Origin of the sequence: Methanospirillum hungatei (assembly GCF_019263745.1) — an archaeon.
In the GTDB taxonomy this organism is placed as follows: Archaea; Halobacteriota; Methanomicrobia; order Methanomicrobiales; family Methanospirillaceae; genus Methanospirillum; species Methanospirillum purgamenti.
Genome location: NZ_CP077107.1, coordinates 551102 through 567033 on the forward strand (window position 1 = coordinate 551102; position 15932 = coordinate 567033).

General features: G+C 39.7%; 11 protein-coding genes and 1 tRNA gene. 7 read left to right on the plus strand and 5 right to left on the minus strand.

The genetic code is table 11. The features are described 5' to 3' along the window. Nucleotides 1-287 precede the first annotated feature (287 nt). Genes KSK55_RS02670 through KSK55_RS02680 form a run of 3 tightly spaced genes read left to right on the plus strand, consistent with a single transcriptional unit; the run spans nucleotide 288 to nucleotide 4593 of the window. Nucleotides 288-1151 carry a hypothetical protein gene (locus KSK55_RS02670; protein WP_218608065.1) on the plus strand — a complete coding sequence of 288 codons (864 nt, stop codon included), beginning with the start codon at nucleotides 288-290 and terminating at the stop codon, nucleotides 1149-1151. Nucleotides 1152-1160: 9 nt separating this feature from the next. Continuing rightward, entirely contained in the window at nucleotides 1161-1919 is a 759-nt protein-coding gene (locus KSK55_RS02675) for a metallophosphoesterase (RefSeq protein WP_218608066.1), read from the plus strand. Next, nucleotides 1867-4593, plus strand: coding sequence for a DEAD/DEAH box helicase (locus tag KSK55_RS02680; RefSeq protein WP_256664157.1), 2727 nt, complete (start codon nucleotides 1867-1869; stop codon nucleotides 4591-4593). Before KSK55_RS02675 ends, KSK55_RS02680 begins: the two co-directional genes overlap by 53 nt. Before the next feature lie 3 nt (nucleotides 4594-4596). Here KSK55_RS02680 and KSK55_RS02685 read toward each other — a convergent pair whose 3' ends face one another. Next, nucleotides 4597-5151: a TATA-box-binding protein gene (locus KSK55_RS02685; protein ID WP_214418595.1), complete on the minus strand. Its 555-nt coding sequence runs from the start codon at nucleotides 5149-5151 to the stop codon at nucleotides 4597-4599. Nucleotides 5152-5347: 196 nt separating this feature from the next. Between KSK55_RS02685 and KSK55_RS02690 the strand changes: the two genes are divergently transcribed. After that, nucleotides 5348-6991: an AMP-binding protein gene (locus KSK55_RS02690; RefSeq protein ID WP_256664158.1), complete on the plus strand. Its 1644-nt coding sequence runs from the start codon at nucleotides 5348-5350 to the stop codon at nucleotides 6989-6991. Nucleotides 6992-7103: 112 nt separating this feature from the next. Beyond that, nucleotides 7104-7188 (plus strand) — tRNA-Leu (locus tag KSK55_RS02695). 60 nt (nucleotides 7189-7248) lie between these two features. On the opposite strand, the gene KSK55_RS02700 is transcribed toward KSK55_RS02695, so the two are convergent. The 3 genes from KSK55_RS02700 to KSK55_RS02710 all read right to left on the minus strand — a co-directional run bounded on the left by KSK55_RS02700 (nucleotide 7249) and on the right by KSK55_RS02710 (nucleotide 11621). Beyond that, nucleotides 7249-9363, minus strand: coding sequence for a CHASE4 domain-containing protein (locus KSK55_RS02700; RefSeq protein ID WP_218608068.1), 2115 nt, complete (start codon nucleotides 9361-9363; stop codon nucleotides 7249-7251). A 451-nt stretch (nucleotides 9364-9814) separates the two neighbouring features. Beyond that, nucleotides 9815-10762, minus strand: coding sequence for a hypothetical protein (locus tag KSK55_RS02705; protein WP_218608069.1), 948 nt, complete (start codon nucleotides 10760-10762; stop codon nucleotides 9815-9817). A 523-nt stretch (nucleotides 10763-11285) separates the two neighbouring features. After that, nucleotides 11286-11621, minus strand: a complete 336-nt coding sequence (locus KSK55_RS02710; RefSeq protein WP_218608070.1) for a hypothetical protein — start codon at nucleotides 11619-11621, stop codon at nucleotides 11286-11288. Between the two features lie 148 nt (nucleotides 11622-11769). On the opposite strand from KSK55_RS02710, the gene KSK55_RS02715 reads away from it, so the two are divergent. After that, nucleotides 11770-13929 (plus strand): C13 family peptidase, encoded by a 2160-nt coding sequence (locus tag KSK55_RS02715; protein ID WP_218608071.1) that lies wholly within the window; start codon nucleotides 11770-11772, stop codon nucleotides 13927-13929. Beyond that, complete coding sequence (locus KSK55_RS02720; protein ID WP_218608072.1) at nucleotides 13916-15163, plus strand: ABC transporter substrate-binding protein; 1248 nt, start codon at nucleotides 13916-13918, stop codon at nucleotides 15161-15163. The genes KSK55_RS02715 and KSK55_RS02720 overlap by 14 nt, the downstream gene beginning before the upstream one ends. Before the next feature lie 112 nt (nucleotides 15164-15275). On the opposite strand, the gene KSK55_RS02725 is transcribed toward KSK55_RS02720, so the two are convergent. Then, complete coding sequence (locus KSK55_RS02725) at nucleotides 15276-15809, minus strand: hypothetical protein (RefSeq protein WP_218608073.1); 534 nt, start codon at nucleotides 15807-15809, stop codon at nucleotides 15276-15278. Between the last annotated feature and the right edge of the window lie 123 nt (nucleotides 15810-15932).

Genomic DNA, 15932 nt, shown 5'->3' on the forward strand with positions numbered 1-15932 from the left:
CAAATTACCCGCGGTCGAACGTTATGTATACGGATCTATAATTCACAAACGATTAAAAACATATCGAAAGATCTGGTCATTCGGAGTAATATTATTCAGCTCTCATTGAGAATCACGCTGTAAATTATAGAAAAGAATAATCAAATATTATAAAAATTATAAAAAGAATTCGTCGAAAATTAATTCCTGAATCTTAAAAATATTATTGATTTCTCATTTTATTGACTGATGTCAGTTCGAATTTTTTTCTCAAACAAACATTTTCATATCTGAATTTAGCGCAATAAATGACCCAAAGCGCAGGACCAGACCAATGCATCTATCAATCAGCAGGGCCAACAACATCAGTATACGTGACAGAGCCAGTTAATCATCATATACGTGAAGAATCGGCATTCTCCCTGCCGCTTTATTCACCAGTATTACTCTATGAACTCAACCAGACAGACTATATTATCCGGACATCAGGAAAAGAATACTCGCTGATCACACCGACCGGTCTACACCTTCAAAAGGTTTGGCTCACCGGAGCCCTCACATCATATGAGATAATGCGACATGAAGGAATTTTGAGAATTGCTGATCCTACTGGTGCAATGAGTTTTTCATTAAAACCACAAGCTCTGGATCCTTCACTCGAACCTTCTGATCTGGTACCACCTTTATTTCTATCAATAACCGCACATGCTGAAAAAGGAAACCAGGGAGAGGAAAAAATCAGATGGGTTATTGAATCATGCACCATTGCATCGAGACAGGATCGGGATGGATGGATACTTGAAACAACACATCAACTCCTAAACAGATTACATACCCTGAATACGTTTATCAAAACAGGCGAAGGACATAACAGTCTCAATAATGCCAGAAAACACTATAATATCCAGATAAAGAATCTCAAAAATCTGGCAGAACAATCTGGAAAAGCATTGGACGTCGTGAAAGGACCAGGGCCAGTTATCAATCCGGCAGAACTTATCCTATCAATTATTACCGAATACTCAGGACCAAAAGGGATACAAATTGAAGATATTTTCAAATATGCGAAAAGAGCAGCTTTTTCTGAAGAAATCGTAAAAACCACGATAAAACAATTGATTGAGGAAGATGAAGTATACCAGCCAGCTGCAGGTTTCATAAAATTGCTTTGATGATATCAGATGAATATTGATTTTTTTCCTGATGGCCCGGCAGTCCAGATAGAGGAAGAAAGCAGAATTCTTTTTTTTGCAGACATTCACATGGGGATAGAGCATGAATTGCAGAAACACGGATTTCATTTCAGGACGAAAGGAAAAGAACGAATTACAAGAATTTGTAATCTTATAAAAGAAGCAGAACCGGATCTTGTGGTAATCCTGGGAGATGTTAAACATCGGATTCCAGGAACCTCTTTTCAGGAGTTTTATGAATTACAGGATCTTTTTCTGGCTATCCGGAAGATCTCTCCGTTTTGTGTAACTCCTGGAAATCATGATCCAGGTATTGAAGAATTTTTAAAACCTGAGGAGATTAGAAACAAAGAGGGATCACTCATAGATCAAGTTGGAGCTTTGCATGGACACATGGTTCCGGATCCTGCAATCCAGGGAAGGTTAATTCTCTGCGGACACCATCACCCGATAGTCTCTCTATCTGACCAGGTAGGAGTCGCTCTTCGAACTCCATGTTTTATTCTGGGAGAACTTGATCCTCATATCTTCTCAGAAGAAAATAATGAAGACGAAATATCCAGAATCCTGATGGTTCCATCATGTAATGAGCTCACCGGATATGGCATAGAAAAGACCTTCCGATCTCCATTCTCTCCTCTCTCCCGTTCTTTAGTAATTGAATCAGCAGAAATACTCCTTCCGGACGGGACATATGCAGGAGACCTTCTCTCTCACCTCCAGAATGACACAAAAGCATCATCTTGACAGCCGGGTCATAGATGTTATCCGTGACCGTGGATTTTCCGAACTTTCAGAAGTTCAGGAACAGGCAATTCCTAAAATTCTGAGTGGAGACCATCTTCTATTAATTGCCCCGACCGGAACGGGAAAAACAGAAAGTGCCATGATTCCGGTTCTGAGCGGTATGCTGCAATCAAAAGGAACCGGATTTACCACGCTGTATATTACTCCACTTCGTGCATTAAACAGGGACATTTTACGAAGAATGGAATGGTGGTGTCAGAATCTGGGACTTACCAGTAGTGTCAGACATGGTGATACCTCCCAGGCTGAACGAAGAAAACAGGTTCTGCATCCTCCTGATCTTCTGGTCACAACCCCTGAGACTGTTCAGGCCCTCTTTATGGGAAAACGGCTCAGGGAACATCTTAGGACTATCAGGTATGTGATTGTTGATGAAATTCATGATCTTGCAGGAACGAAACGGGGGGCACAACTCGTTATTGCTCTTGAGCGATTATGCAGGTATACCGGAGAATTTCAGAGAATCGGACTTTCAGCAACAGTAGGAAATCCAAAAGAAATCGCTGGATTTTTATCAGGTGACAGACCCTGCTCTATTGTTGAAGTTCCGGTTGCAAAAACCCTGGATATTCAGGTTGAGATTACCGGTGAAAAATTTGAAAGCCAGGTACAGGCAGTCAGACGTCATACCAGAAAAGGACCGTCAACACTCATATTTGTTAATACCCGGTCCACAGCAGAATCACTCGGACATGCATTACTCAAAGATGGGAATGTTGATGTTCATCATGGTTCACTCTCCCGAGATGTAAGAATTGAGGCAGAAGACCGTTTTAAACAGGGAGAAATAAAAACCCTCATCTGTACTTCATCAATGGAACTTGGAATTGATATCGGTCATGTAGAACATGTTATTCAGTTTGGATCTCCACGTGAAGTGAGCAGACTTGTCCAGCGGGTTGGACGAGCCGGACATCAAATTGGGAAAACCTCCAAAGGAACAATCATTACTAGTGGATTTGATGACCTATGTGAATCACTGGTTATAGCATCACGTGCAAGACAGGGTTCGGTTGAAAACATTATACCTTCCTATCGGGCAGGTGATGTTATTGGAAATCAGATTGCAGCGATTGCTGTGGAATATGGAGAAATTTCTATAGATGAGATTTTTTCCATCATTTCAAAATCCTCAGTAGGAGTACAAGAGAGAGAAACCCTGGAAGGAATAATCAGTCAACTGACAGAACATTATCTTATCAGACGGGATGGGAACCGGATTATCACAACCAGCAGGGCACGACGGTATCTTTCCGGCAACCTTTCGATGATCCCGGATGAACGAAAATTCCCAGTCTATGATATCGTCACCAGACGGACTGTTGGAACTCTTGATGAATCATTTATTATTACTTCACTTCATCCGGGTGCAGTTTTTATCGCCCGGGGTCAACTCTGGCGGGTGCTTGACCTGGAAGAAGGCAAAGTTACCGTAGAACCTGCTCGAAATACTGAAGGAGAACTTCCATCATGGGAAGGTGAACAGATACCAGTTCCCTTTGAGATAGCACAGGAGGTAGGAAAGCTTCGCCGTTTAAGGGGGTTTGAAGAGTATACGCATGATAAAGCTTCAATTACATTTGCAAATGGATTTTTAGATCTGGTCCTGAAAAACCATGGCATAATACCTACCGATCATCTTCTGACACTGGAATATTCTGAAGATGGGGTTGTAATCAATAATTGTGTTGGACATCAAACAAACGAAGCAATCGGACGTGTTCTATCTATACTCCTTTCTGCCAGATTTGGAACGACAATTGGCCTGGAATTGGATGCATACCGGGTATTATTACGGGTTCCCCGGGAAATTTCTGTAGCAGATGTAAAAGATACTCTTCTCAGTCTGCAACCAGAACATATACGGGGTATCCTTGAACTAGCGATGAAACGAACCTCACTCTTTAAATGGAAACTAGTTCAGATTTCAAAAAAATTCGGAGCAATCGATCCTGATGCTGATTATGAACGATTAAGTCTACACCGGTTGGCTGACCTTCTTGCCCAGCCACAAATTCAGGAAGAGACCTATCGGGAACTTTTTACCAGGTACATGGACGTAAACCATGCAACTGAGATTATACAATCCATTCAATCAGGAAAGATTGAAATTGCTACTGGCCCTCCAAGCATAATAGGCATTGCTGCTCTTTTTACCTCATCACGAGACCAGATTCCTCCGCCTACAGCAGATCAGGCGGTCATTTCAGCATTAAAACACCGGTTGGATCAACAGGAGATAGTACTTGTCTGCATGAATTGCAGAAAATGGAAAAGCAGGACAACTGTTGCCAGGGTCCCTGATCAACCGATTTGTGGGAACTGTGGAGCTCGACTTATTGCATCACTCAAACCCTATGAGACAGAACTCTATTCAATAGCAAATAAAAAGACAAAGAATGCTGAAGAGAAAGCAATTGAACAGAAACTTCTAAGAAATGCCAATATGGTCCTTTCCAGCGGAAAAAAAGCGATACTCATCCTATCTGCGAAAGGGGTGGGACCGGAGACAGCATCCCGTATCCTGGCAACCTATACCACTGGAGATGCACTCATGCGGGAAATTCTAAAAGCTGAACGAAATTTTGTTAAAACCCACAGATTCTGGCAATAAAAATTACATAATATTCCCAAGCTTCTGCTCAAGAAAATTAAGTCCTTTCTTAATATCTTCCATATTCTTTCCACCGGTAAGAATAATCTTTCCGGATGAGAAGAGAAGGGCGACAATTTTCGGATCACTTATCCTATAAACAAGCCCAGGGAACTGTTCAGGTTCATATTCAATATTTTCAAGGTTTAAAGTCATCACAACTTTATTAAGGTTTATCTTGTTACCAATATCGTAAGAACAGACTATATTCGTGACAGCTACCCGGGGTTCATCAAAACATTTGATTCCTGCGTTTTTCATCTTATCAATGATAAGAAGAAGACCCTTATCAAGCGAATCAGTATCTCTGATTCCAGTCAACACCACTTTTCCTGATGAGAATATGAGCGAGGCAATTTTTGGGTTTTCAATCCTGTATACTGCTCCTGGGAAGCGTTTGGTATTCAATTCACAGCCGTCGATATTTTTTGAGATTATCTCGAGATCTATTGATTCTGCGATAGCCCCAGACGCCACTATATTTTCAATCTTCAGGCTATCGTATCGTTTATCTTCCATTCCAGATATCATGGGGTGTTCCATACCATAATACTAATGGTGAATTCCCGCAAATTGGGGGTTATTCCCAAATGCCTGAAACGATTTAGTAAATCTTTAGATCACCGGGTCATCATTGCCTTTCTCACCTTTCAATGGTATATTAATGCATAAAGCGTAACCTTGGATACGAATGAAATATGAGATCCCGCATCAGATGACATCCTACGATGAATTTGTAGAATCATTCAGGATAGATGTGCCTGAATTCTATAATTTTGGTTTTGATGTCATTGATAAATGGGCCGTGACCGACCGGAATAAACTAGCTATGATTTGGGTTAGTCAGGACGGTCAAGAGAAAAAATATACCTTTCGTGACCTACGAAACCTTTCTGTTGAAGCCGCTAACATTCTCATAAAATATGGTGTGAAAAAGGGAGACCGGGTCATGCTCATGCTCCACCGGGTTCCAGAATGGTGGATTTTTGTTATCGCCCTCATTAAACTTGGCGCAGTCTTCTGCCCTGCACCAACGATGCTTACTCCAAAGGATCTGCAATACCGGATTAATGCAGGAAAATTTGAATTTATTATTACTGATACAGAAAATGCAGATAAGGTAGAGAAGATCTGCCGGTTTTGTCCAACCTTAAAACATCGGATGCTTATCGATGGATCATTGCCAAACTGGATCAGCTATCAATACGAACTCTATTACCCTGCCCCAGTCTCGCGTTCTGCTATTAGTATGCCAGTATCGCAAAAGACTCATGCAACCGACCCGATGTTGATTTACTTTACCTCCGGGACAACTGGAGAACCAAAGATGGTTATCCACAATCACTCTCATCCACTTGGTCATATCGTCACCGCCCGACTCTGGCAGGATCTCAACAGTAATGACCTGCATTTCACCTCATCAGATACAGGTTGGGCAAAATGTGGATGGGGAAAAATCTTTGGTCAGTGGATAATTGGAGCATGTATTTTTGTTTACGATGCACGAGGAAAGTTTAAAGCTACCGAACTCCTGCCACTTATTGAAAAATACGAAATATCCACATTCTGCTGCCCACCCACCATTTACCGGATGCTCATTATTGCAGATCTGGCAAAATATGACCTCAGATCCTTACGCCATTGCATATCTGCCGGTGAGCCATTAAATCCGGAGGTAATCAGAATATGGCAGGAAGAGACAGATCTACCAATCTACGAAGGGTATGGACAGAGTGAAACCTGTTGTTGTGTAGCAACCTTCCCCTGTATGAAACACAAACCAGGTTCAATGGGCAAACCATCACCAGGATGGAATATTGAGCTTCATGATGAGGATGGAAAACCGGTCCCTCAAGGAACTGAAGGCCGAATTGGTATCAACCTAAACCCCCGGCCTGTCGGTCTTTTTGTCGAATACCTGGATAATCCGGAAGCCAATGCAGAGGTTTTTAAAAATGGATTTTACTACACCGGTGATAAGGCTTACATGGACGAGGACGGCTATTTCTGGTTTGTTGGAAGAGATGATGATGTAATTAAGAGTTCCGGGTATCGTATCGGACCGTTTGAAGTCGAAAGCGCTCTCCAGGAACATCCGTCAGTTCAGGAATCCGCGGTGGTAGGATCTCCAGATCCCATCAGAGGAATGATAATCAAGGCATTTGTAGTTTTGAAATCCGGATATGAACCCTCTGATCAACTTGTCCGCGATATTCAAAAACATGTAAAGAAAGTTACCGCTCCCTATAAGTATCCCCGGATTATAGAATTCGTAGAAGAACTCCCCAAAACGCTTTCAGGAAAGATTAAGCGTGGAGAATTGCGTGAACGTGAACTCCGGAGATACCAGGAGTCATAATTTTTTTCACAATCAATTCCGAATCCTTATTATTGAAGAACACTAATCTGTATAAGCACGATTGTCCCTGATTACCAATGATCGTGTAGTATAGTAATATTGGTTTCATTGAGCGAGGATCGCCGAGCCAGGTCAAAGGCGTTAGGTTCAGGGCCTAATCCCGTAGGGGTTCGCCGGTTCAAATCCGGCTCCTCGCATTATAATTACATATTGTTCACTATTTTGTATTATTTTCACATATCAAAAACCAGTTGATATTACGTCAGTGAATGAAACAGGTACACACCACTTGGAACAAACATTTCAAACCTTGCTCCGCTTCCAGGTTCACCAGTCTCCCTGATTGTTATTCTGGTAAGATTTAGAATTTCTTTTACAAGAAACATCCCAAGACCGGTATGTTTTCCAAATCCTCTATCAAATATTCGTGATTTTACATCCAGAGAGATACCCACTCCATTGTCCTCCCAAACGATAACAAGTCCTAACTCAGTCTCATAAGTGGATATTTTTATTTCTGTTACATGTTCTCCATGTCTGATGGAATTATCAAGGAGATTATGAAAGACTTTTCCAAACATTGGATCTGCATAGATGAGAACATCCTGAATATGCACCGTACATGAAATTGACGGAGGGAATGATGCATATGGTATGACAGAATCTAGTTCAATCCATTGAGGTTCCTGAGTCCCTAAGTCTTCATACACCCGGGTGAATTCAATCTGGTTTTGAATTTCTTTTGTCGTAGATTTCATTTTACTCAGATATTCTGACAGAAGAGGATCGGTATTATCAATCTCAATGAGGTCTAGATACCCGTAGATAATCGAAATTTTATTTAATATGTCATGTCGAGTAATGCTTGTAAGAAGACTGAGCTGACGGCTTATCCGGTGAAGATTTGATGAATAATGTTTGAGCTCCTGAGCATGATGTTCCCGTTCTTTTTCATATTCTTTCCGCTCAGTGATATCAATAAGGAGGAGGAGAGTTGCTGACTGGTTATTGAACTGAATCTTTCTCCCTTTCATGATCACCGTTTTTCGGATTCCTTCCTGTGTGAGAATTTCAATCTCATATACAGGAAATACACCAGAATTATTCTCATTGGAGAACGGGTGGTAGATAATATCTCTTGATTCTTCAGCTATAAGTTGAAAAACTGGCTTTCCGACCATAGATTCTGCGTTTTGTCCCAAAACATATGTTGTTGCCGGATTAATGTATAATATTTCCTTATTGAGCCCATATACAATAATATAGTCAGGAAGGTTTTCAACAAGATCACGGAATTGTTTTTCACTATTCAATAATTTACTCTGAGTCTTTTGAATCGTATCAAGCATTCCGTTGATTTCCTCTGCTAATTGTGAGAGTTCATCATTGCCAGAGATGAAGACAGGATCAGTCGTAATTCCCGATTGCCCTATTTCAGAAACCTGAAATGCAATAGAACGCATTCTTTTTAAAACAATCTGATTTTGAAGAATAAGGTAACTGAGGGCTAGAAACAGACTACCCACAAAAATTATGATAAGAACTTGAATAGTGGTATTCAAACCCTGATGATAGATATTTCGAGGTTCTGTTATCTGAAGAACTAATATTTCTTTCCCATATATATCATACAAAAGAGAATATCCGGATATCAGATCTTCATTCTGCACCTGAATAAACCCTATTGACTGATTCCGATGCTTTCTAATAGTAGAAACCAATTCTTTTGAGAGGGAGGGATCATCTATCTGTTTAAATGTAAGGCTTGGCCTTGTCAGATTTCTTAATCGGGATATCTCCTCTACATTAAGATATCTGCCCATTATGACAACTCCCTGGGCAGTTCCCGAATAATCAGAATATACAATCGGTTGTGACACTACAAGAAGAGGGCCTTCTGGAAGCATGATAATCCCCTTCGTGACCGTATAAATATCTGACATATTCATGAGGGGGTTCGTATTATCTATTCGGTTTGAGAATAAAAGCGGGGGAGAGACCATCTCATCACTCTGAAGATCATATGCACCAGCATAAACGATGTCTCCAGTTTTATTAGTAAAAACTATAAGATTTAAATTAAGATTTTCAAATGTTACCGGCTGAAGGTTTGAGGTTTTATATTGTGGATCATTTCCTTGTACATAATGAACAGTATCATCCCATGGCCCCCAGTCTGATGCTGTAGATGCCATATTAAGCAGTTCATCATTTAATTTGTTGATCGTTTGAAGAAGGTCTTTTTCAAGATATTGTTTCTCCAGATCAGCATAACTGGTTAGTATGACAGAAGAAAAGAATATACTTACCAGTATGAGAAAGATGGAAAGAATGGCAACAAAGAGTCCTATGGAAATTTTCTGTACATCCACGCTTTTTTCTCACACTGCATTGATACAGGTTAAGACTTTATTCAATTAGTACCTTTATACAACAATACGTTTTTTTAATCATGAGCAAGGCCTAAATCTTTACATTATTACAAACATGGCTGAGAAATCGAAGATTAGATTGGTCAGGAAATAGTTTATTTAAAAATCATATAACCATACTTAGTCGTAAAAATTATAATACTTATGAGTTAGACTAATTAATATTCAAGGAATAGTTATATTATTAATTATCTTTTTTAATCCAATAATAATTCAATATATCGTGTCTGGGATTGTGGATAAAATTGAAAGTTTATTCATTGCTTTTTCAAACCATTCTGAGTTTGTCTAAGTGGAGTGTTGTCAATGCTCACTCCTATCAACCTGAGATAAAAAAAGAACAGCGGATTGGTTAATTTTTTTACATAAGAGAAATAGAAAAAAAAATAATTCAAACAGTAGTGTTTACTGCTGAATCAGATTCTTCGGTAAGGTTCACTGTTGCTGCATCAGAAGGAACAACCATTTTAGGAGATTTTACAAAGAGATCACCAAATGATTCGACTGCAGCTTCAAAAGGTTCAAGATCTTCAGCACTTACTGAACCATTGGCCTCATATGCTGCAAAGAATGTTTCTGCTTTTTGTAACAGATCTGCTTTTACCGTCTTAATATCTTCAAATGATACATCTGGATTGTCTGTTTCGGCTATAGCAAGGATATCATCAAATTCTGCAAATTTAGCCATTGCATCTTCTTTCTCTTTTACATCGCCTAAAACCGGATATGCATAAGACTCTTCAATAGCCTCAAGAAGTATTGAAGAAAGCCAGCTGTATGCAGTTTGAATAGTCATGACCTCATCGATATCATCATCAAGATCCCAAATGACCTCCGCCTTCTCAGTGGCAATATCAACTTCTTTTTCAAATGCGACTACATCCTCAAGAACGACAGTATTGTTTGCTTCATATGAGGCAAACATCTTCTCTGCAGCAACACCCATAGCATCAGTTGCAGCTACCATCTCGTCATAAGCGACCTTCAGATCAGACGCTTTTTCAGAATTCAGATCAATAACCTTTTCAAATGCCGCATAATCTTCTACAAGTGACGCATACTCTTCGAGGAATTCCTGCTTCATCTGCTCATCTCCAGTAAGAAGATAATCAAACGCTTCCTCAGTGAGCATGAGTACTTTTTTGTGAATATCACCAAATGCACCAGATGCCTCACCGGTTAACAGAGGTTCAGTTTGATTGAGGACTTCTTCAACCTGGGTTGTTACTGCTTCTGTTTCATCTACCAAAGCGGATTCATTCGTCTCCTCAGCAGCAAAAGCCACTGATGAGAACATAATCATGCACATCAGCATAATCAGAATACTCAATTTTTTCATAGATACACTCCAAATTTAAAGATGGAAAGATGAGCATATTAAATTATCGAATCATATGATACCAATTGTTTACCAGAAAAATTGTCAAAAAAAATAAAAAAACGTATGCAATTTAACCATGATTACTTAAAAAATTTAGTTTCAATTCAATTGAAATCATTTAAGGACAAAAACACAAATAATAACGTCTCTATTTCCGTGCAACTGTTACTATAAACAAACGGTTCTTATATACCAGATCAGCATCAGAAAATCCTTAAGTCCCATAGCCACTTTTATTGATTAGACATTTTTTCATTCTTGTCAAGTTCATTTCTCCGTTGTAAAATTTCCAGATGTTCTTTTTCATGAAACGGTCCGGACAGGATAAATTCTGTCTAATATGATGTAAATCGGTTGGTGAAATACACAGTTTCACCAGATGCCTGATGCATTGACAAACATACCGCCCGGAAGAAGAGCATCATATATCTTTTTAGAAAAAAGACTGAGATTTTCCAATAAAGACGAAATATTAAAACGATTATTCAGAATATGGATCATCTGGCAAAACAGATTGGATTACTTTTTCGATTTTTATTATCTGTATAAGGGACAAATCTTCCGGGTAATATTGACCTGATCTAATACGATTTATATCATGTACATTTAATCGATATTCACATGCCCATTCCATCAGTACATCACGATCTGTTTTTCCTGACAACTGATATCGTCTTTTATAAGGGGAAACACAATCAGGTCTGTTTTCATCAAACATATCGAAAAGACAGACAAATTCACCCATAATATTATAATCTCGTCCCCAGCACCCACAACATCCAAGATATTTACGGAATTCTTTTATTTCCTTGTTCATGATATGAACGGGGAGGAGTCATTTAAAAGATTTATTCAAACAGGGTGAAAGTGAAAAACTGAAAATACCTATGCTCACGATACGATCAAATCAACTATCATATAATACTTTATGACAGCCAATAATATCCGAATGAGAAGGGATCCTCATGCCCAGGAAACCAGATAAAACACTTTTTAATATATTAATTATTGTTCTCTTCTTCCTGATTTTCATGCCGGGAGTAACATCAGGAGCAGAGGATCCTGTTTATGTGGGAGTTTTACTTCCCTTAAGTGGTTCGGATGGACAAAACCTTCATGATGCATTACAACTTGCCAAGGAACAAATCAACGCTGGTGGAGGGATTGGTGGAAGACCACTTGAATTTATCCTGAGGGATACCCATACCGGGGATCTCATAACCTATGCGAAATATTTAGTAAAAGATCCCAGAATTAGGATTGTTATTGGACCACACACATCAGAAGAACTCTTTTTGATCTCAGATCTATTTGTCAAAAACCAGAAAGTTTTGATATCTCCTACTGCATCATCAGATGAGATATATCGTGCTTATGCTGGAACAGGCTATGTATGGAGAACGATAGCTAATGATGGTGACATTACATCTGCGGTCATGCAACATATTAAAGCACATAATGGGGAAAAAGTAGCCGTCCTCACTATCAATAGTTCATATGGGAAGACATTTTATGACTGGATACCATATTGGGCGATAGAAAACGGAATATCTATCACCGGAGTTGAAGATTATTCTGATCTTGAGGAAATCCCTGATGCGATAGAACATCTCATTTCACAAAATCCGGATTATCTGATTTTTGTCCACTCAGGCTCTGTAGTTGAGATTGGAACAGTTTTTCTCACGCTCAATGCCATGAATGCATCAACTCACCTATATTTCATCTATCCTGATGTTGATGAACAGGGGCAGATCTGGGAACGATTAGATCCCGGAACACTTGGATTTCTCCTGGCTACAGGTCTTTGGAAAACAGGTTCTGTTAGCATGATATCAACACAGCTCCCTGATGATACTCTTATGCTGATGTCAAAACCCTGGGCCACAGATTTTTCTCAGGAATATCATACAATATCTAATACCAGCCGGTCTGATTTTGTTCCTGAAGTTTATGATGCAGTCCTTGTTGCAGCAGCAGTTATGGCACGATTTACAGCCTACCCAGATAAATCACCAGGGAATGCAGCAAAATCTATTCTAACCAATGAAACGGGAGATACATGTGATCGAAGTGAAACGGGTTTTCAATCAGCATTCAATAAAATTCAGGGGGGAGAAATTCCCGTTATGACCGGGGTTACCGGCCCGCTTTCGTATCGGAAAGAAGGAGTAGACAGACAAGTACCCTGGTATGAAACCTACCGTATCGAGGAAGGAAAGGTGATTGCCGATCCGATACCATACCAATTTCGTGAGAAATCAGGTTCAGGTATGGATCTGTCAGATACCCTTTCTGATACTACCCAACCAACTGATAAGGATCTCCCGACTGGTGATTACTGGGCAGTCATCGGTGCATTAACACGGGATTGGGTAAATTACCGGCATCAGGCTGATGCCCTGACCATGTATACCTATCTAAGAGAGAAGGGAGTTCCGGATGATCATATCATCTTGCTTGTGTTTGATGATATTCCTCAGGACCGCCTGAATAAAAAACCCGGTGAAGTTTATCATACTCCAGGTGAAGAAGAGGTCCGTAAACAGGCGAATCCAGATTACATTGGAGAGAACGTCAATAAACAGATGCTCATAGATATTCTCTCAGGGACCGGGATAGAAAATGATGAACCAATTTTACGTTCAAATGAAAATTCAACCGTTCTGATTTATCTTTCATCACATGGAGCTCCAGGAGGAAACCTGGTACTCGGTGATGGAGATGAACAGATTTCTGCTAAAGAGATTTCAACGGTATTAGATAATATGGCGAAAAATAAGAGATTCGGACGAATGTTTGTAGTTCTAGAATCCTGTTTCAGTGGCGTTCTCGCATCGGACGTGAAAACTCCCAGAGTTCTGGTTCTGGCTGCTTCTGCTGAAGATGAAACCTCAAAATCCACAACATATGATTCTGAGCTATCAGCCTGGCTTTCAGACGAATTCACGAATGAATTAATCTCGCTTCTTCGGAGTTCTGATCGACCGTTTACCCTCCGCCATCTCTATCAGCAACTTTATTACAATGTTCGTTCTTCTCATCCATCAATAACCAGAGGGAATGAATCATTGGACGTTCCGGTCCATCTGTTTTTTGGAGGAGATAACAATGCAGCATCCTGAAAATCACAATCATTTATTGATTTATGCTCATTTACGTGATTATCCAAATAATTGTAAAAAACCAAAGGCACATTTGGGGAATCTACAACAACCGAACATCCCTTTTGTTCTGTTCATAATTAGCTTGTTTTTCATCTGCATTCTCCAGACTCCTGCTTCAGCAGTTGAAAACCAAACATTTACCTGTGGAATCATTCTTCCTTTGAGTGGAGAGATGAATGCTTCAGGAATCGCTCTCCTTCAGGGTATTGAAATTGCAACCGATGAGATAAATAATAACGGAGGAGCAGCTGGTCATCAGATTTCTCTTCGTATCGCTGATGATGAAGGGTCTCCATCGAAGGCTTTAAGTCTATTTAATGAGATGAAAAACGATGGGATTCCTGCTGTTATCGGTTCATATTCTACCAGTATCACCCTTCCGATGGCAGAAGAGACCAAAAATTCAGAGGATATAATTCTCATCTCTCCCCGAGCAAATGGTGAACCACTGTATGGAATTTCACCACGGTTTTACCAGATAAATGCACCATTCTTCACTGTTACTCAATTTGTGTCTGACTGGCTGTCATATACAGCGGAACGGGTTGCTATAATCTATATTGATGATGAATATGGAAGATCTGTTCTGAGCGGCCTTGAATCAGGTCTTAAGACACATTCGATCCCAATTTCAGGATCATTCCCCATAACCAACGAAGATACAGATTTTTCTGGCATTTTCAATACAATACTTAACGATGCACCAGACTCCATTGTAATCAGTGTATATGATTCCAGACAGATTCCTATCATCAGAAATCTTTCCGATGCAGGTTACCGTGGTCAGGTGATATTGACAGAAACAGGGTATATCAATTTACTTGAAAATGAGGAATCAGAATTTTTATCGATGTTTTCACTCTTTATGATCCCATCTCATTCCTATCTGGTTCCTGGAGAACGGACTGACAGGTTTGTGAAATCATTTAAGGACAGATTTGGTCAGGACCCTGAACGAACCATTGCCGGATATGGATATGATTCCATGATGGTTCTCGCATATGCGATCCGGCTTGGTTCAGAAAATGGAACTATTTCTGCCGATTCAATACAAAAAGGACTAGATGAATCCAGGTACTATGGTATTACCGGACCAAAAACGTTTGATTCGTACCATACCGTCCCTCCAGTCCTGGACCGCTGGTTTTTCAAAGACGACAAATTTATCCTGTTGATGACGTCACTGACCTGAAAAGACATGATCTGAAGGGGAAATCCGAAAAATTTTTGAAATTGAAGAAATCCAGAATTGGTATAAATTTATAGGATATACATCGATGAATTTGAATGTTTTTTCACAAAATTTACCGATAAATACATTGTTTCCAACAGCCATTGCCTTCCGGGTATCGTTCATGACAACGGCGGACACATTCTGGATCGCTCCCGTTTTCTATAGAGTTCCCTTTTAATTCTATGTATATACCCGTAAATGACGTAGTTGTCAGATTAATAGTATTCAAACCTGTATTGTCACTTTGAAATGATTTCAATCGCTCTCCTTCATAAAACTCAAGTGGTTTTGCCTTGATCGTGATATCTTTGTTTTCGCCGATTAGTGACAGATTTAAGATTTCAACCAATGATGTATTTTCATCTTCTGTACCGGAAAATAACAATACGGCATTAAGGGGATATGTCAATGTCTTCATGATATCGATCGGAACCAGAATACCATAATCCTTTTCTGATACATATAAATTCGGGACAATATCCCTCACAGTTAGCTCTATTATCTCGTCTGTTTCGTCTGTGATAGAGGCTTCGCCACCCTGTATGTAAGCTACATATGAAGGTGTTTCATCTGCAATACTGACTCCTGTCGTCAATAGAGCCATGAGGAAGCAAATTAACCCTAAAGAGAAAAATCGATTCATTATGTGAATCAAAGGTTTACATATTAATAGTTCTTTCGTTTAGGATTCCGTTTTTACAAGACTTTCGAAACGGACCTGACTGCA